The 18536-nt window shown below is 67.7% G+C and carries 16 protein-coding genes; 11 read left to right on the plus strand and 5 right to left on the minus strand.

Annotated elements, in window-relative coordinates:
* Positions 1–32 precede the first annotated feature (32 nt).
* The 4 genes from CXB49_RS12100 (at position 33) to CXB49_RS12115 (ending at position 2765) form a co-directional block, all read left to right on the plus strand.
* Positions 33–233 carry a zinc-finger domain-containing protein gene (locus CXB49_RS12100; RefSeq protein ID WP_101708636.1) on the plus strand — a complete coding sequence of 67 codons (201 nt, stop codon included), beginning with the start codon at positions 33–35 and terminating at the stop codon, positions 231–233.
* Positions 234–352: 119 nt separating this feature from the next.
* Positions 353–1390: a lipopolysaccharide heptosyltransferase II gene (gene waaF / locus CXB49_RS12105; protein WP_101708637.1), complete on the plus strand. Its 1038-nt coding sequence runs from the start codon at positions 353–355 to the stop codon at positions 1388–1390.
* Position 1391: 1 nt separating this feature from the next.
* Entirely contained in the window at positions 1392–2021 is a 630-nt protein-coding gene (locus CXB49_RS12110; RefSeq protein WP_101708638.1) for a TetR/AcrR family transcriptional regulator, read from the plus strand.
* 33 nt (positions 2022–2054) lie between these two features.
* Positions 2055–2765, plus strand: coding sequence for a hypothetical protein (locus CXB49_RS12115; protein WP_101708639.1), 711 nt, complete (start codon positions 2055–2057; stop codon positions 2763–2765).
* A gap of 83 nt (positions 2766–2848) precedes the next feature.
* Here the strand turns inward: CXB49_RS12115 and CXB49_RS12120 are convergent, their stop codons facing one another.
* The 3 genes from CXB49_RS12120 to CXB49_RS12130 form a co-directional block, all read right to left on the minus strand.
* Positions 2849–4798: a helicase-related protein gene (locus CXB49_RS12120; RefSeq protein ID WP_101708640.1), complete on the minus strand. Its 1950-nt coding sequence runs from the start codon at positions 4796–4798 to the stop codon at positions 2849–2851.
* Between the two features lie 168 nt (positions 4799–4966).
* Positions 4967–6145: an acetyl-CoA C-acyltransferase gene (locus CXB49_RS12125; protein WP_101708641.1), complete on the minus strand. Its 1179-nt coding sequence runs from the start codon at positions 6143–6145 to the stop codon at positions 4967–4969.
* Complete coding sequence (locus CXB49_RS12130) at positions 6145–6552, minus strand: MerR family DNA-binding transcriptional regulator (protein WP_101708642.1); 408 nt, start codon at positions 6550–6552, stop codon at positions 6145–6147. Before CXB49_RS12130 ends, CXB49_RS12125 begins: the two co-directional genes overlap by 1 nt.
* A gap of 135 nt (positions 6553–6687) precedes the next feature.
* Between CXB49_RS12130 and CXB49_RS12135 the strand changes: the two genes are divergently transcribed.
* The 7 genes from CXB49_RS12135 to CXB49_RS12165 all read left to right on the plus strand — a co-directional run bounded on the left by CXB49_RS12135 (position 6688) and on the right by CXB49_RS12165 (position 16222).
* Positions 6688–7536, plus strand: coding sequence for a 3-hydroxybutyryl-CoA dehydrogenase (locus CXB49_RS12135; protein WP_101708643.1), 849 nt, complete (start codon positions 6688–6690; stop codon positions 7534–7536).
* Positions 7537–7577: 41 nt separating this feature from the next.
* A complete protein-coding gene (locus CXB49_RS12140; protein WP_101708644.1) occupies positions 7578–9080 on the plus strand; it encodes a CoA-acylating methylmalonate-semialdehyde dehydrogenase in 1503 nt (500 codons plus the stop codon).
* 55 nt (positions 9081–9135) lie between these two features.
* The gene (locus CXB49_RS12145) at positions 9136–10296 is read left to right on the plus strand and encodes an acyl-CoA dehydrogenase family protein (RefSeq protein WP_101708645.1); all 1161 of its coding nucleotides are present in this window, start codon (positions 9136–9138) and stop codon (positions 10294–10296) included.
* A gap of 147 nt (positions 10297–10443) precedes the next feature.
* Positions 10444–11226, plus strand: a complete 783-nt coding sequence (locus CXB49_RS12150) for an enoyl-CoA hydratase (protein WP_101708646.1) — start codon at positions 10444–10446, stop codon at positions 11224–11226.
* Positions 11227–11279: 53 nt separating this feature from the next.
* The gene (locus CXB49_RS12155; protein WP_101708647.1) at positions 11280–12398 is read left to right on the plus strand and encodes an enoyl-CoA hydratase/isomerase family protein; all 1119 of its coding nucleotides are present in this window, start codon (positions 11280–11282) and stop codon (positions 12396–12398) included.
* 244 nt (positions 12399–12642) lie between these two features.
* Complete coding sequence (gene mmsB, locus CXB49_RS12160; RefSeq protein ID WP_101708648.1) at positions 12643–13533, plus strand: 3-hydroxyisobutyrate dehydrogenase; 891 nt, start codon at positions 12643–12645, stop codon at positions 13531–13533.
* A 166-nt stretch (positions 13534–13699) separates the two neighbouring features.
* Complete coding sequence (locus CXB49_RS12165; RefSeq protein ID WP_101708649.1) at positions 13700–16222, plus strand: S9 family peptidase; 2523 nt, start codon at positions 13700–13702, stop codon at positions 16220–16222.
* Between the two features lie 52 nt (positions 16223–16274).
* Here CXB49_RS12165 and CXB49_RS12170 read toward each other — a convergent pair whose 3' ends face one another.
* Both CXB49_RS12170 and rsgA read right to left on the minus strand, forming a co-directional pair.
* Positions 16275–17087: a DUF817 domain-containing protein gene (locus CXB49_RS12170; protein ID WP_101710693.1), complete on the minus strand. Its 813-nt coding sequence runs from the start codon at positions 17085–17087 to the stop codon at positions 16275–16277.
* Between the two features lie 131 nt (positions 17088–17218).
* Positions 17219–18244, minus strand: a complete 1026-nt coding sequence (gene rsgA, locus CXB49_RS12175) for a ribosome small subunit-dependent GTPase A (protein ID WP_101708650.1) — start codon at positions 18242–18244, stop codon at positions 17219–17221.
* Between the last annotated feature and the right edge of the window lie 292 nt (positions 18245–18536).

An 18536-nucleotide genomic window follows, 5' to 3' on the forward strand; every position in this document is an offset into this window, starting at 1 on the left:
CGGAGACCCGCTTGCCGCAACAAGGAACGACCATGGCAGAACTGAAAGAAAACACCGAACGCTATATCGAAGTCACCCAGCACGACTTGCCGCTGCACTGCCCGATGCCGGACATGAAGGCGTGGAACTCCCACCCGCGCGTCTTCCTGCCGGTGCACAAGACCGGCGAGGCGCTCTGTCCGTACTGCGGCACCCAGTACAAGCTGGTCGGTCCGGTCGGCCATCACCACTGAGGCTTTCAGTTCGCGCCGTCGGCAAAGGGTGTGGCGCGAGCCGCACCTTTTTTGCTTGCCGCCGCCAAGCGCAAGCCGGTTGCCCCAGCCGGCTTGCGCTTGACACCGGAAACACCCGAATGAAGAAGAAGATCCTGGTCATCGGCCCATCCTGGGTCGGTGACAGCGTAATGGCCCAGCCGCTGTATCGCCGCCTGCACCAACTCCACCCCGAGCTGGAGTTGCACGTGTTCGCGCCGGCCTGGACCCTGCCGCTGTTGGCGCGGATGCCGGAAGTGGCCCGATCGCACCTGAATCCGTTCGGCCACGGCGCGCTGCGTCTGGTCGAGCGCTGGAAAGTGGCGCGCCAGCTGGCGAAGGAAGGTTTCGACCAGGTGGTCGTGCTGCCCAACTCGCTGAAATCGGCGCTGATCCCGCTGTTCGCCGGCATACCGCTGCGCACCGGCTTTCTCGGCGAATCCCGTTACGGCCTGCTGAACGACGCCCGCGAACTGGACGAACAGGAATTGCCGATGATGGTGGAGCGTTTCTGCGCGCTGGCCGAACCGCGCAAGGACCCGCTGCCGCGCCCCATCCCCAATCCGCGCCTCAGCGCCGACCCCGCCGCCCAGCGCCAGACCGCCGGCCGGCTGGGGCTGGATCTGTCGCGCCCCGTCGTCGCCTTCTGTCCCGGCGCCGAATACGGTCCGGCCAAGCGCTGGCCGGCCCGCCATTTCGCCGAGCTGGCGCGCCGCTTCGACGCCGCCGGCTACGCGGTCTGGCTGTTCGGCTCCGGCAAGGACAAGGAAATCGGCGACGAGATCGCCCGGCTGGCCGACGGCAGCGCCGTCAATCTGTGCGGCGCCACCGGCCTGGACGAGGCGATAGACCTGATCGGGCTGTGCGCGCTGGCCGTATGCAACGACTCCGGCCTGATGCACGTGGCCGCCGCGCTGGACAAGCCGCTGGTAGCGCTGTACGGCTCGTCCAGCCCGGACTTCACGCCGCCGCTGTCGGAGCGCGCGGCCATCGTGTCGCTGAACCTGGACTGCAGTCCCTGTTTCGAGCGCCTCTGCCCCTACGGCCACACCGACTGCCTGGAAAAAATGCAGCCGGACATGGCATGGCAGGCGGCGCAAAACCTGCTTCCCCCGTCACCCGACCTCAGCCAGGATTGAAATGAGCGCAGCGGAAACCACCCGGCCCCCCGAAGAAAACAGCCGCCGCATGGAATTGGTGCGCGCCGCCGCCGTGCTGTTCCGCGACCAGGGCTACGAGCGCACGACCGTGCGCGATCTGGGCAGCGCCGTCGGCATGCAGTCGGGCAGCCTGTTCTACCATTTCCGCACCAAGGAGGAGATTCTGGTGGCGGTGATGGCGCTGGGCATCACCAGCACCACCGAGCAGCTGGCCGCCGCGCTGGCCGCGGCCGATGGCCTGGCCGACAAGCTGGCCGCGCTGTTCCGCGTCCACCTGCATTCGCTGCTAGGCGACAATCAGGCGGCGCTGGAAGTGATGCTGTACGAATGGCGCAGCGTGTCGGAAGACGCCAAGCCGGGGCTGGTGGTGCTGCGCGACCGCTACGAGGCGTTGTGGCAGCAGGTGCTGGACCAGGCCGCCGCCGCCGGACTGGTCAAGCGCGACACCCGCCTGCTGCGCCGCACGCTGCTGGGCAGCCTGCACTGGACCGTGCAATGGTACCGCCGCGACGGCGAGCTCGACGTTGATGCACTGGCGCAACACATGCTGCAGCTGGTCCTGCTCGAACAGCCAGGAAAAACTTGGACAGAAAACGAAAAAATAGTCTAATATCAGCGATATAGGAACATTGGGACTGTAGCAATGGCAAACATCGCCAGCGTAGGCAACGCTACGACGCAACCGCTCTATGCCGCGCTCAACACGCGGCAGGTGCAGTCGTCGCTGGACAATGCCCAGCCCGCCGTCCAGCAAGCCACCTCACAGCCGCAAACGCAGGCCGCGGTCCGGCAGAATCCGGATTCCGCCCGTGTCGAGCAGCAGCTGCAACAGCAATTGACCAGCAGCCAGAGCCAGCAGGCTCAGCAGCAGCAGGCCGTCGCCGCCCAGCAGCAGCAGACGCAACAGACACAGGCGGCCGCCCCGCAGCAAGCGCCGGCCATCGTCAACAATTCCGCCGCGGTGCTAGCAACCGGTCCGCAACCGTCGGCAGCCGCGGCCGTGGCGCCGGCCGTCAACGGCAACGCCGCGCCGGCTCAGACCGGCAATGGCAATGCCGGCAACGCCGCCAACAATGTGACGGCCCAGGCCGCGAACGCGCCGCAAGCGGCGCAGACGACGGCCAACCAGGCTTCCCAGTCGTCGAATAACGGCAGCCAGCAGCAGCTGAATACGCCGTCGCAGCCGGCCACGCCGGCCCAGAGCGCCACCGCGCCGGCCACCCAGGCGACGCAGGGCGTAGAGCAGGCGCAGCGCCGCAACCGCGGCGGCCAATTGGCGGTATCGCAATACCAGGCCAACCAGTCGCTGCTGCAACCGAGCGTGTCCAGCACCAATCTGTCCACCACCGCCTGAGACGCGGCCGCGACGCCATCATCGAACCCCGCCCGAGGCGGGGTTTCGCTTTTCTAACGACCGCCTCGCGGCGGCCGGCTCCGTCAGCGCCGCCGGCCAGCCGGCGGCTTGCCCCGCCCTCCCCGGTCCGGACGCCCGCTCTTGCGCTTCTGCGCGTTCTGCACCTGCAGCAGCCCGTCTATCCGTTCCGACGTCGACAGCATCAGCATCTGGGCCATTTCACCGTCGGGGAAGGTTTCCGGCATCCGGTAACCCAGCCAGGCGTAGGCGGCGTACAGCTTGCAGCTGTCCTCGAGGTATTGCAGCTCGTTACGGCCGCCGGTGCCCATCATCCTGAGCAGCGGCGCGGTCTTGCCGCGCGCGCGCTGCTCGGCCCAGTCGTGCAGCGCGCTGTCCAGCATCGCGATCTTGGTCGATACCGGGCACAGGCTGAAGGTGAAGCGGTCGGCCAGACTCAGCTGCAGGCTGTCCAGCCATTCGGCCTTCTCCATCTGGTCGGACAGATTGGCCGGCAGGAAGAATTCGTCGTGCACATTGATGTGCTTGGCGAACAGTCCCAGCAACGGCTTCAACTTGCCCTCGCCGGTGGCCTCGGCGATGGCTTCCAGATACTTCAGGCTGGGCGCGACGAAGAAGCCGTTGTTGGGCAGCGGCTCCGCCTTCTGCCTGAGCAGCGCGCCTATGGTCTTGTGGGTGACGCCGTCGAAACCGGCGACATAGCCGGTCTCGTGCTTGCCGAAGCGGCCGGCGCGGCCGGCGATCTGCTTGGCCAGCGGCGCGGCGATGATGCCCTCGGCGTAGCCGTCCCACTTGCTGGCGGTGGTGAAGATGATGCGCCGCGCCGGCGTGTTCAAGCCCATGCCGATGGCGTCGGTCGCCACCACCACCTGGGTCTCGCCGGCGACGAAGCGCTCGGCCTGCGCCTGCCTCACCTCCGGCGACAGATTGCCGTAGATGGCCGACACGCTCAGCCCCTGCTCTATCGCCTTGTCGCGCCAGTTCAGCACCTCGCGCCGCGAGAAGGCGATCAGCACATCGCCCGGCTGCAGATTCTTCAGCGACAGCAGCGGCGCCTTGTCCATCTGCAGCGCGGTCTTGCGTTCCAGCGTGCGCACTTCCAGCGTGCCGCCGACGCGCGCCACCAGCGACTCTATCGCCTCGCGCGCTTCGGGCGCGCCGACCAGGTAGATGGTCTGGGCCGGCACGCCGCAAACGGCGGCGGTCCAGGCCGCGCCGCGGTCAGGATCGTCCAGCAGCTGGATCTCGTCTATCACCGCCACCTCCACCTGCCGCTCCGGGTTCAGCATTTCGACGGTGCTGGCGACGTGGGTGGCGTCCGGGTGCAGCTTGCGCTGCTCGCCGGTGATCAGGCTGACGGCGACGCCGGCCTGTTGCAAACGGGTGTAGTTCTCCAGCGCCAACAGGCGCAACGGCGCCAGATAGACGCCGTTCTTCGCCTTCTGCAGATGCTCCATCGCCGCGTGGGTCTTGCCGGAATTGGTCGGCCCCAGCACCGCGATGAAGTGGCGCTGCATCGCGTAGGCGGTGGCGAACGACTCAGGATAGCGCGACAGATTGACCGCGTCGCGGGTCTTGGCGGCGGCCTTGTCGGCGCTCTGCCGGCTGCGCGCGGCGGCCACCCGGTCCAGCGCGATGGTGCAGCGGACCTTGGCGCGCTCGTACTTGGCCATGAAGGCGCTGAGCGCTCGCAGCGGATCGATGCCGCCGACGGCGAACACCTCGCGCGCGCAGGCGGCCAGCTGGCCCTCCAGCTTCAGCCGCGCGGCCTCGTTCCAGCGCTCCCTGACCAGCGCCAGCTTGGCTTCGGCGTCCAGCTTGCGCCACTTGCCGCTCTTGCCGAGAAAACCTTCGTCCGGCACCAGGTGGTACGGTATCCGGTGGCCGTCCAGCTCCAGCTCTCCATGCACCGACACCGCATGGCTGCCCTCGGTGGTGACGATGGTGGCGTGGTGTTCGGCCAGGTAATCGTCCATCTGGATCTCGGGCGGCAAGGCATCAATGGCGTCGGTCATGGCGGCTTTCGTTTGCGGGGCTAAAGGCGGGCGATGATAAAGCAGCGGGCGGCGATGCGCCAGCGGCGCGCGTCTCTATCAAAATCCGTCATCGCCGCCGACAAGGCAAGCGACAAAAACAAACAGGCCGCCGGACATGCCGGCGGCCCGCGATGCGGTGAAAGACGCTTAGACCAGCTCGACCGCCAGCGCGGTGGCTTCGCCGCCGCCTATGCACAGGCTGGCCACGCCGCGCTTGCCGCCGCGCTGCTTCAGCGCCGACAGCAGCGAGATCACGATGCGGGCGCCCGACGCGCCTATCGGGTGGCCCAGCGCGCAGGCGCCGCCATGGACGTTCACCTTGTCGTGCGGCAGCTTCAAATCGTGCATCGCCGCCATCGTCACCACGGCGAAAGCCTCGTTGATCTCGAACAGATCGACGTCCTCGGTCTTCCAGCCGGTCTTGGCCAGCAGCTTCTGCATCGCGCCGACCGGCGCGGTGGTGAACCAGCCCGGCTCATGGGCGTGGCTGCTGTGGCCGACGATGCGGGCGATAGGCGTCAGGCCGCGGCGGGCCGCCTCGGCCGCCGTCATCAGCACCAGCGCGGCGCCGCCGTCGGAGATCGAGCTGGAGTTGGCCGGCGTGACGGTGCCGTCCTTCTTGAACGCCGGCTTCAAAGTCGGAATCTTGTCCAGATTGGCCTTCAGCGGCTGCTCGTCGATGTCGACCACGGTGTCGCCGCCGCGGCCCGGCACCGTCACCGCGGTGATCTCGTCCTTGAAGCGGCCGCCATGGATGGCCTGCTGGGCGCGGGTCAGCGAGGCGATGGCGAACTCGTCCTGGTCCTGGCGGCTGAAGCCGTATTTCTCGGCGCACTGCTCGGCGAACACGCCCATCAGCGTGCCCTTCTGGTAGGCGTCCTCCAGGCCGTCCAGGAACATGTGGTCCTTGATCTCGCCATGGCCCAGGCGCAGGCCGCCGCGCGCCTTCGGCATCAGATACGGCGCGTTGCTCATGCTCTCCATGCCGCCGGCCACCACCACGCCGCCGTTGCCGGCCAACAGCTGGTCGTGGGCCATCATCAGCGCCTTCATGCCGGAGCCGCACATCTTGTTGATGGTGGTGCACGGCGTGGCCAGCGGCAGGCCGCCGCCGATCGCCGCCTGGCGCGCCGGCGCCTGGCCCTGGCCGGCAGGCAGCACGCAGCCCATGATCACCTCGTCGATGTCGCCGGCGGCGACGCCTGCGCGTTCCACTGCGCCGCGGATGGCCGCCGCGCCCAGCTGGCTGGCGGTCAGACCGGACAGCGCGCCCTGGAAACCGCCCATGGCGGTGCGCGCCATGCCCACAATCACGATATCTTGCATCACAGCTCCTTTGCTTGGTTGTGGCCGTTGGCGCGCCGATCCAGCGATTTCTCGCACTGGCCGCGCAACTGGCCGATTTCGGTCAGCACCACCTTGATGTCCTCCATCTGCGCCAGGAGTTGCAGCTCCTTGCGCGCCAGGATGCGGATGAATTCCTGCAACTGCGGCGCGTCGTCGTGCGTCGCGTCGTACAGCGCGAACAGCTCGCGTATCTCCTGCAAGGACAGGCCGATGCGCTTGCCGCGCAGGATCAGCATCAGCCGCACGCGGTCGCGCCGGCTGTAGATGCGCCGCTGCCCGGCCCGCTCCGGTTCCAGCAATCCCTGGTCTTCATAGAAGCGGATCGCCCGGGTGGTGATGTCGAACTCCTGCGCGAGTTCGGTGATATTGAAAACCTGCTCGCCCATGCGTTTGTCCCTTTATCTGCCGACAGCGGCCACGCGCGCCACAGTCGGATGCTTTTGTGACCATTGTCTGTTGACGTTGACGTAAACGTCAAGTTATCGTGGCCACAATAGAGCAAATAATCCAGGAGAAACGGTATGAGCCAGAAAATCGGCGTGGTCGGCGCGGGCACGATGGGCAACGGCATCGCCCAGGTATTCGCGATGAAGGGCTTCGAGGTGGTGCTGGCCGACGTCAGCGACGCGGCGCTGGTGAAGGGCATGGCCAATATCCAGACCAGCCTGCAGCGGATGGCCAAGAAGGAGCTGATCGCCGAGGGCAATATCGACGGCATCGTCGCCCATATCCGCACGACGACCGCGCTGTCCGACCTGGCCGGCTGCGACGTGGTGATAGAGGCGGCGACCGAAAACGCCGAGATCAAGGAAAAGATCTTCCGCGAGCTGGACGCCGCCGTCGGCGAGCAATGCGTGCTGACCTCCAACACCTCGTCCATTTCTCTCACCCGCATCGCCAGCTGGGTCAGCCATCCTGAGCGCGTCGTCGGCATGCACTTCATGAACCCGGTGCCGGTGATGCAGCTGGTGGAGATCATTCGCGCGCTGCAGACCGGCGACGAGGCCTACAACACCGTGTTCCACCTGTCCGAGGCGCTGGGCAAGACGCCGGTGACGGTGAAGGACAGCGCCGGCTTCGTCTCCAACCGCGTGCTGATGCCGATGATCAACGAGGCCGCCTTCGCGCTGTACGAGAACCTCGCCACGGCAGAAGACATCGACACCGTGATGAAGCTGGGCATGAACCACCCTATCGGTCCGCTGGCGCTGGCCGACCTGATCGGCCTGGACACCTGCCTGTCCGTCATGGACATCCTGTACCGCGAATTCCGCGACAGCAAATATCGCGCCTGCCCGCTGCTGGTCCAGCTGGTGCAGGCCGGCCATCTGGGCCGCAAGAGCGGCAACGGTTTCTACAGCTACAACTGAGCAGCGCCATCAGCCCGCAGACAAATAGAGGAGGCAGTGCCATGAGCCAGGCGGTAAGCAAGATCAAGCTGTTGATAGGCGGCGAATTCGTCGAGTCCAAGACCACGGAATGGCGCGACATCGTCAATCCGGCCACCGGCGAGGTGCTGGCGCGCGTGCCGCTGGCCACCGCCGACGAGGTCGACGCCGCCGTCGCCGCCGCCAAGGAGGCGTTCAAGACCTGGAAGAAGACGCCGATCGGCGCCCGCGCCCGCGTCTTCCTGAAATACCAGCAACTGATCCGCGAGAACATGAAGGAGCTGGCCGCCATCCTGACCGCCGAGCAGGGCAAGACCCTGGCCGACGCCGAGGGCGACATCTTCCGCGGCCTGGAAGTGGTCGAGCACGCCGCCAATATCGGCACGCTGCAGATGGGCGAATACGCCGAGAACGTCGCCGGCGGCGTCGACACCTACACCGTGCAGCAGCCGCTGGGCGTGTGCGCCGGCATCACCCCGTTCAATTTCCCGGCGATGATCCCGCTGTGGATGTTCCCGATGGCCATCGCCACCGGCAACACCTTCGTGCTGAAACCGTCCGAGCAGGACCCGATGGTGACGATGCGCCTGGTGGAGCTGGCGCTGCAGGCCGGCCTGCCGAAAGGCGTGCTCAACGTGGTGCACGGCGCCGCCGACGTGGTCAACGCCATCTGCGACCACGCCGACATCAAGGCGGTGTCCTTCGTCGGCTCCACCCGCGTCGGCACCCACGTCTACCAGCGCGCCACCCTCAGCGGCAAGCGCGCCCAGTGCATGATGGGCGCGAAGAACCACGCCATCGTGCTGGCCGACGCCAACAAGGAACAGGCGCTGAACCAGCTGACCGGCGCGGCCTTCGGCGCCGCCGGCCAGCGCTGCATGGCGCTGTCGGTCGCCGTGCTGGTCGGCGAGGCGCAACAATGGATTCCGGACCTGGTGGCCAAGGCCCGCGGCCTGACCGTCGGCGCCGGCCACAACAATCCGGACCTTGGTCCGCTGATCTCCTGCGCCGCGCGCGAGCGGGTCGAGAGCCTGATCGCCTCCGGCGTCGAGCAAGGCGCGAAGCTGGAGCTGGACGGTCGCGGCGTCAAGGTGCCGGGCCACGAGGCCGGCCACTTCGTCGGCCCGACGATCTTCTCCGGCGTCCAGCCGTCGATGGCGATCTACCAGCAGGAAGTGTTCGGCCCGGTGCTGTGCCTGATGGCCGCCGACACGCTGGACGAAGCCATCGCCATCATCAATGCCAATCCGAACGGCAACGGCACCGCGGTGTTCACGCAAAGCGGCGCGGCGGCGCGCAAGTTCCAGGAGGAGATCGACGTCGGCCAGGTCGGCATCAACGTGCCCATCCCGGTGCCGGTGCCGCTGTTCAGCTTCACCGGCAGCCGCGCGTCCAAGCTCGGCGACCTGGGCCCGTACGGCAAGCAGGTGGTGGCCTTCTACACGCAGACCAAGACCGTCACCAGCCGCTGGTTCGACGACGAGGCCAGCAGCGGCAAGGTGCACACCACGATCTCGCTGCGCTGACTCTCCTCGGGCGGGCGGCGCCGCTGCCCGCTCCGACACCGATTGGGAATGGAATATGAATTTCGAACTGACCGAAGACCAGATCGCCTTCCAGCAGAGCGCGCGCGATTTCGCCGAGCACGCGCTGGCGCCGCATGCCGCCGAATGGGACGCCGAATCCGTCTTCCCGCTGGACGTGATCCGCAACAGCGGCGACATGGGCTTCCTCGGCCTGTACACGCCGGAAGCCTACGGCGGCCTGGGCCTGTCGCGGCTGGACTCCGCCATCGTCTTTGAGGAACTGGCCGCCGGCTGCACCTCCACCGCCGCCTACCTGACGATACACAATATGGTCAGCTGGATGATAGCCAGCTTCGGCAGCCGGGAACTGGCCGAGCAGTGGGTGCCCAAGATGGTCAGCGGCGAAGTGCTGGGCAGCTACTGTCTGACCGAGCCGGGCGCCGGCTCCGACGCCGCCTCGCTGAAGACCCGCGCCGACAAGAAGGGCGAGGTCTACGTGCTCAACGGCGGCAAGATGTTCATCTCCGGCGCCGGCAGCACCGAGGTGCTGGTGGTGATGGCCCGCACCGGCGGCCCCGGCCCGAAAGGCATTTCCGCCTTCGTCGTGCCGGCCGACGCCGCCGGCGTCAGCTACGGCAAGAAGGAGAAGAAGATGGGCTGGAACAGCCAGCCCACCCGCGCGATCACCTTCGACAACGTCGAGATTCCGCTGGCCAACCGCCTCGGCGACGAAGGCCAGGGCTTCGCCTTCGCGATGAAGGGCCTGGACGGCGGCCGCATCAATATCGCCACCTGCGCCGTCGGCACCGCCCAGGCGGCGCTGAACGCCGCGCAGCGCTATGTGCAGGAACGCCAGCAGTTCGGCCAGCCGCTGGCCGAGCTGCAGACCGTGCAGTTCCGCCTGGCCGACATGCTGACCGAGCTGGTCGCCGCGCGCCAGATGGTGCGCCTGGCCGCCTGGAAGCTGGACCAGGGCAGCCCCGACGCCTCCGCCTATTGCGCGATGGCAAAGCGCCTGGCCACCGATCTGAGCTTCAATATCGCCAACAACGCGCTGCAGCTGTTCGGCGGCTACGGCTATCTGCAGGACTTCCCGCTGGAGCGCCATGTGCGCGACCTGCGCGTGCACCAGATACTGGAAGGCACCAACGAGGTGATGCGGATGATCGTGGCGCGCAAGATGCTGCAAGACGGCGCGCTGGAAACGCTGCGCTGAGCAAGGCCGGAAAAATCCCTGAGGCTGCGTTACGCCGGCTTGCCGTACTTATATGTACTGCCTGCGCCGGCGCGCCTTGCCTCAGTCGCTTCGCTGGATTTTTCCAGCCTGGCTAGGTTCGAAATAGAATTCATAAAGGCATCCAATATGAACAGCTACGCCCACCTGAACGTGGAAAAACGCGGCCACACCGCCGTGGTGACGATAGACAACCCGCCGGCCAACACCTGGAACCGCGCCAGCCTGTCCGCGCTGAGACAGCTGGTGGCCGACCTCAACGCCGACCGCGACATCTACGCGCTGGTGATCACCGGCCAGGGCGGCAAGTTCTTCTCCGCCGGCGCCGACCTGAACATGTTCGCCGACGGCGACAAGAAGGTGGCCACCGAGATGAGCATGCTGTTCGGCGAAGCCTTCGAGGCGCTGTCCGGCTTTCGCGGCGTCAGCATCGCCGCCATCAACGGCTACGCGATGGGCGGCGGCCTGGAATGCGCGCTGGCCTGCGACATCCGCATCGCCGAGGAACAGGCGCAGATGGCGCTGCCGGAGGCCGGCGTCGGCCTCTTGCCGTGCGCCGGCGGCACGCAGAACCTGCCGTGGCTGGTCGGCGAAGGCTGGGCCAAGCGGATGATACTGTGCGGCGAGCGCGTCAACGCCGCCACCGCCGAACGCATCGGCCTGGTCGAGCAGGTGGTGGCCGCCGGCCAGGCGCTGGACGCCGCGCTGAAGCTGGCCGAGGGCGCGGCCAAGCAGTCGCCGTCGTCGGTCGGCGTGTGCAAGCAGCTGGTCCAGGCCGCCCGCCTGCAGCCGCCGGCCTGGAATCTGATCAAGGAACGCGAGGCCTTCATCAAGCTGTTCGACACCCGGGACCAGGCCGAAGGCACCCGCGCCTTCCTGGAAAAGCGCGCGCCGAACTGGAAGAACGCCTGATCCCGACCACTCCGGCCGGACCGCGTCCGGCCATCGCCCGCTAGAGGTCCGCCATGCAAGACGTGGTACTGTTTGACGAACTGCCCACCGGCGACGGCCGCCGCATCGCCATCGCCACCCTGAACGCCGAAAAATCGCTGAACGCGCTGACGCTGGACATGATACAGCGGCTGGACGCCCGCCTGACCATCTGGGAACGCGACGCCGGCATCGTCGCCGTGGTGCTGCGCGGCGCCGGCGAACGGGCCTTCTGCGCCGGCGGCGACGTGCGCAGCCTGCGCGAAAAGCTGGTCGGCGAGCCGCACTACCCCCACCCGCACGCGGTGGCCTTCTTCGCCGAGGAATACACGCTGGACTACCGGATACACCGCTATCCGAAACCGCTGATCGTCTGGGGCGGCGGCATCGTCATGGGCGGCGGCCTGGGCCTGATGGCCGGTGCCGGCCACCGCGTGGTGACGCCAGCCACGCGCATCGCGATGCCGGAAATCACCATAGGCCTGTATCCGGACGTCGGCGGCAGCTGGTTCCTGCAACGGATGCCAGCGCACCTGGGCCTCTTCCTCGCGCTGACCGGCGCGCCGCTGAACGCCCACGACGCGCTGATCGCCAACCTGGCCGACCACGTGCTGGCCGCCGACGCCTATCCGACGCTGCTGGAGGCGCTGCAGCAAGCCGACTGGAGCGGCGACGCGCGCCGGCACCCGGCCCAGGTCAGCGCGCTGCTGAACCAGTTGGAAGGCCAGTTGGGCGACGCGCTGCCGGCGTCCAACGTAGAACGCAATCTGCTCGCCGTGCACCGGCTGATGAACCGCGGCGACCTCGCCGCCGTCGCCGCCGCGCTGAACGAAACCGCCTTCGAGGACCCGTGGCTGGCCGATGCCGCCAAGAACTTCCGCCACGGCTGCCCGACCTCGGCCGCCGTCAGCTGGGAAATCCTCAATCGTTCCAAACACATGTCGCTGGCCGAGGCGCTGCGGATGGAACTGGTGCTGTCGGTCAACTTCTGCGCCCGCTCCGACTTCCCGGAAGGCGTGCGCGCGCTCTTGGTCGACAAGGACCGCAATCCGCGCTGGAGCCGGCAGCTGGCTGACATCGACCAGGCCTGGGTGGACGGCCATTTCGATTCGCCGTGGCGCGGCGGCGATCATCCGCTGGCGGGATTGAAATAGCCCCCTCTCCCCGCCCCTCTCCCGCGAAGGGAGAGGGAGGGCACGTCGACAATTTACTAGTTTCTCGCACCCGCGCGGCACCGGCAGCATAAAGACCAACGCCACCACCGTCGCGGGAAATCGTCGATACAACTCGACGCATGGCCGAACGTCAACCACGCCATGGCCCCTCTCCCCTCGCGGGAGAGGGGTTGGGGAGAGGGGGCGAATCCAGCCGCCCCATCAAATGAGAAAAGGAAGAGACATGGAAAACATCGCCTTCATCGGCCTTGGCAATATGGGCGGGCCGATGGCCGTCAATCTGCTGAACAAGGGCTTCAAACTCAGCGCCTTCGACCTGTCGGCCGACGCGCTGGCCAAGGTGGCCGCCGCCGGCGGCCGGGCGGCGGCCAGCGCCGCCGACGCGATAGACAACGCCGGCGTGGTGATCTCGATGCTGCCGGCCGGCAAGCACGTGGCCGGCCTCTACCTCGGCGACGACGGCCTGTTCGCCAAGCTGCCCAAGGGCGCGCTGATCATAGACTGCAGCACGATAGACGCCGGCACCGCCCGCCAAGTGGCCGAAGCCGCGCAAGCGAAGGGCCTGGCCATGCTGGACGCGCCGGTGTCCGGCGGCACCGCCGGCGCCACCGCCGGCACGCTGACCTTCATCGTCGGCGGCGCCGCCGACGCGCTGGCCCGCGCCCGCCCGGTGCTGGAGGCGATGGGCAAGAACATCTTCCACGCCGGCGGCGCCGGCGCCGGCCAGACCGCCAAGATCTGCAACAATATGCTGCTGGGCATCCTGATGGTCGGCACCGCGGAGGCGCTGGCGCTGGGCGTCAAGAACGGCCTGGACCCGAAAGTGCTGTCCGAGATCATCGCCAAGAGCTCGGGCCGCAACTGGGCGACCGAGCTGTACAATCCGTGGCCCGGCGTCATGGACGCCGCGCCGGCCAGCCGCGGCTACGCCGGCGGCTTCATGTCCGAATTGATGCTGAAGGACCTGGGCCTGGCCGAGGAAACCGCGCTGCAAAGCCATGCCGCCAATCCGCTGGGCGCGCTGGCGCGCAATCTGTACGAGGAACATGTGCACCAGGGCAACGGCAAGCTGGACTTCTCCAGCATCGTCAAACACTTCCACCAGCTGGACTGAGCCGGCGCCGGCCAGGCCGACACAGGCGATATGACATGTGCTACATTAATCGTCCATGTCATTGACTTTTCGTGTCACTTCGACGGGAGCCGGCAGCCGCCGGCTCCCGTCGCGCATGCGATGAACGCCGGGCCACGCCCGGAAGAAAAACAGAAACAGGAACACCATGTCTACATCCCGTATTCTGGCCGGCCAGGTGCTGGCCGCGCTGGCGGCCTGCGCGCTGCCGGTCTCGCCGGCGCAGGCCGCCGGCTATCAGCAGCCGCCGGCCAACATCCTGAAGGCGATGCGCGCGCCGGCGCTGCCCGGCCCCAGCGTCAGCCCCACCCGCGACCGCATGCTGCTGGTGGCGTGGCAGGAATACCCGTCCATCGCGCGCGTGGCCGCGCCCTTCCTGCGCCTGGCCGGCACCCGCGTCGAGCCGGCCAACCGCAGCAAGCACGACACGCCGGGCGGCTACGGCATCGCCCCGTGCGCCGAGAGCTTCAAGCTGGTGAGCATTCCCGACGGCCGGGAAACGGCGATCGCGCTGCCGGCCGGCGCCTGCCCGGACGCGCCTATCTGGTCGGCCGACGGCAAGCGCTTCGCCTTCGCCAACACCACCGCCGACGCGGTGGAACTGTGGGTCGGCGACGCCGCCAGCGGCAAGATACGCAAGGTCCCCGGCATCCGGCTGAACCCGATGCTGAACGACGAGCTGCAATGGATGCCGGATCAGAAGACGCTGCTGGTCAAGGCGGTGCCGGCCAAGCTCGGTCCGCCGCCGGCCAAGCAGGGCGGCCCCGACGGCCCGAACGTGCAGGAAGCCGACGGCGAGAAAGGCCAGAGCAGCACCTATGAAACCCGCGACACGCTGTCCAGCCCGCACGACGAGGCGCTGTTCGACTACTACGCCGCCTCGCAGCTGACCCTGGTCGACGCGGCCAGCGGCAAGACGACGCCGCTGGGCCAGCCGGCGCTGTACGACGGCGTCGGCCCGGCGCCGGACGGCAAGCACATCCTGGTTTCCAGCGTGCGCAAACCCTATTCCTACGTCACGACCTACGAGCGCTTCCCGCACCAGGTCGAAGTATGGGATGTCGCGCGGCCTGGCCGCGTCGGCGTCCACACCGTCGCCTCGCTGCCGCTGGCCGACCGCGTGCCGGTGCACGGCGAGCCGCTGGGCCCGCGCGACTTCTTCTGGCGCGCCACCGAGCCGGCCACGCTGCTCTGGGCCGAGGCGCTGGACGGCGGCGACTGGCAGAACACCGTGCCGGCTCGCGACAAGGTGATGATGCAGAAGGCCCCGTTCACCGCGGCGCCGGTCGAGATCCTGCGCACCGCGCAGCGCTTCGCCGGCCTGGACTGGAGCGAGCGCGCCGATACCGCGCTGCTCAGCGAGGTCGATCTGAACAAGCACTGGCGCCAGACCCGCATCGTCAACATCGACGATGCCAAGCAACCGGCCAAGCTGCTGTGGGACCTGTCCTTCGACAATAAATACGCCGATCCGGGCAGCCCGGTGCACCGCACGCTGGCCAGCGGCGAACGAGTGATCCAGCTGGACGGCGACGCCATCTACCTGGCCGGCGGCGGCGCCTCGCCGCAAGGCAACCGTCCCTTCCTCGACAAGCTGGACCTGAAGACGCTGCAAAGCCAGCGGCTGTTCCGCAGCGACAAATCGGCCTACGAGCGCTTCATCGGCCTGTCCGGCGGCAACGGCGGCTTCCTGACCTGGCGCCAGACGCCGACCGAAGCGCCGAACGCCTTCCTGCGCACGCTGGGCCAGCCGGTCGCCGCCGGCCAGGGCGAGGCGGCGTTCTCGTCGACGCAGACGGCCGTCACCCGCATCGTCGATCCGACGCCGGAGCTGCGCCAGATCAAGAAGCGGCTGGTGAAATACAAGCGCGCCGACGGCCTGGACCTGTCGTTCACGCTGTACACGCCGCCGGGCTACCAGGAGGGCACGCGCGTGCCGGCCATCCTCAACGCCTATCCGCTGGACTACGCCGACGCCGCCAGCGCCGGCCAGGTCAGCGGCTCGCAGCAGACCTTCACCCGCCTCTACCAGTACAAATACCTGCTGCTGGCCGGCTACGCCGTCATCGACCAGGCGTCGTTCCCGGTGGTCGGCGACCCGAAGGCCGCCTACGACACCTATCTGGACCAGCTGAAGATGGACGCCGAGGCGGCCGTCGGCGAGGCGGTGAAGCTGGGCGTCGTCGATCCGGACCGCGTCGCCGTCACCGGCCACAGCCACGGCGCGCTGATGACGGCCAATCTGCTGGCCCACACCGACCTGTTCCGCGCCGGCGCGGCCACCAGCGGCTCGTACAACAAGACGCTGACGCCGTTCGGCTTCCAGAGCGAGCGCCGCTCGGTGTGGGAAGCGCCCGACGTCTACCGCAAGGTGTCCACCTTCTTCTACGCCGACAAGCTGAAGACGCCGATTTTGATCGTGCACGGCAGCGACGACGCCAATCCCGGCACCACGCCGCTGCAGGCCAGCAAGTTCTACGAGGCGATACGCGGCAACGGCGGCACCGCCCGCCTGGTGATGCTGCCGCACGAGCCGCACTGGTACGCCGCGCGCGAATCGAACGAGCAGCTGGTCTACGAAATGCTGAGCTGGTTCGACAAATACGTGAAGAACGCGCCGCCGCGCGCGGTGAAGACCGCGCAAAGCCAGCCGGCGCCGGCCCAGCCCTGATCGCCGCTTCCGCCCGATCGAACGCCCCGCCTCGCGGGGCGTTTTCTTGAACTCAGGCCGGCACGCTGATGCCGCGCCGGACATGCTGCAGATGGGCGACGATGGTGAAGCTCATCAGCGCCAGCAGCGACCAGGAGCTCCACTTGCCGACATGCACGGCCGACCAGGCGCCCAGCTGGTTCGGATAGCGCCACACGCCGTACAGGGTGCCGAGGTTTTCCGCCAGCCAGATGAAGAAGCCTATCAGCACGAAGCCCAGCAGCAGCGGCATCCGGCGCTCGCGGTCCAGAGGCTGGAAGATCACGGTGGCGCGCGCGTACAGGCCCAGCGCGCAGGCGGCGAGATACCAGCGGTAGTCGCCGATGTAATGGTGGGTGAAGAAATTGGCGTAGATCAGCGCGGCCATCGCCGCCGCCATCCAGTAAGGCGGGTGGTGCTCCACCCTCAGCCTCAGCAGCCGCCAGGCCTGGACGATGTAGCTGCCGACCGCCGCGTACATGAAACCGGAAAACAGCGGCACGCCGAACAGCTTGCTGTAGGCGAAATCCGGATAGGACCAGGACTGGATGCCGCCGGAGGTCTTGAACGCCTCCAGCGCGAATCCAAGCAGATGGAACAAGGTGATCGCCTTCAGTTCGTCCAGATTCTCCAGCCCGGTCCACAGCATCCAGCCCTGGATGGCCAGCGCGATCAGCAGCAACAGGTCGTAGCGCGGCACGCCGAACAGCCCGCCGCGCGGCGTCAGGAACACCGCGGCGAAGAACAGGCCGGCGAACAGGCAGGCGCGCGCTTCCTTCAGGCCGAAAAACCAGAACTCGCGGACGAAACGCCGCCAGCCGCTCCGTCCGCCGTCGCCGCGCGACATCAAATACGCGTCCAGGTCCCGCAAACGGCGGCGCCCCGCCTCTCCGACAAGCATGAAAACCACCTCTCATTGAACGGCCGGCGGCCGTGCCGCCATTCTCGGGACTCCTCCGGGCCTTGGCAACATCGACGCTAGCGCTGCCTCGCCGCCTTGTTGCGCGCCTTCCATTCCCGCCGTTGCTGCTGCCGCTGCAACGGCGTCCGCTCATGTCGCTCCATCTCGCGCCGCAGCTTGTGGTAGTTGCGCAGCCGGTCGCCATCGACGCCGGCCCTGACCGCGCAACCCGGCTCCTCGCGATGGCCGCAGTCGCGGAACTGGTAATGGCCTGCCAGCGCTTCGATATCGGCGAAGCTGCCGGCCAGCGCGCCGGCGTCCGGCGGCGCCTGCAGCGTGCGCACGCCCGGCGTGTCTATGATGCAGGCGCCGTCCGGGCATGGCAGCAGCGTGCGCGCCGTCGTGGTGTGGCGGCCGCGGCTGTCGTCGCCCCTGACCGCGCCGACCGCCTGCGCGTCGACGCCCAACAGCGTGTTGCTCAGCGTGGACTTGCCGGCGCCGGACGAGCCGAGCAGCACCAGCGTCTGCCCCGCGCCCAACCAGGGCCTCAACGCGTCGCGGCAGGCCGGATCGGTGCCGTTCAGCAACAGTATCGGCGGCAGCGGCCGCAGACGTTGTTCCAGCTCGGCCAGCCTGGCCTCGGCGTCCGGGCACAGATCGGCCTTGCTCAGCACCACCACCGGCGCGACGCCGGCCGCCGCGGCCAGGCCCAGGTAGCGCTCCAGCCGCCGCGGGCTGTAATCGCCGTCCAGCCCCATCACCAGCAAGGCGGTGTCGACATTGCTGGCGTAGGTCTGGCGCGCCCCCTCGTCGTTGACGCGGACCAGCTGGTTGAACGGCTCCAGGCGTTCAAGCAGACGCCATGGCTCATGCTCCCGCGACTGGCACAGCGCCCAGTCGCCCACCGCCAGTTCGGCATGGACATCGGGCAAGGCGCTGGCCTGCTGCTCATGCTCGCCGTCATGCACCCACGCGCGGTCGCGCTGCACGCGGCACACGCGCGCTAGCCGCAGATCGTCTTCGCCGGCCAGCGCCAGCGCCTGTTGCAGCAATACCGGCGTCAGGCCGATGGCGGCCAGACGAGGAAAATCGAAATTCAGCATCAAAGCTCCCGCGAACGCTCGCAAGCCGACGCCGCCGGGCGAAGCCGGACAGGACAAGCATTCGGAAATGAATAGGGGAAACGCGCCTGATGGACAGGCTCAGTCACCGCGCGGATGCGGTGGGAGGGACATGCCGGGGAACGGTCGCCGAGCGGCGCCGCTTATTGCACGAAAACTGTCAGAAAATAATACGACCGGGGCAACGGTTCAGCCGGCACGCCCTTCGAATGAAATATCTCGGCTCATTGGATTCTCCTTTGCGCTGACGGGAAGATTTTCAGATTATGCTGAT

Origin of the sequence: Chromobacterium sp. ATCC 53434 (assembly GCF_002848345.1) — a bacterium.
In the GTDB taxonomy this organism is placed as follows: domain Bacteria; phylum Pseudomonadota; class Gammaproteobacteria; order Burkholderiales; family Chromobacteriaceae; genus Chromobacterium.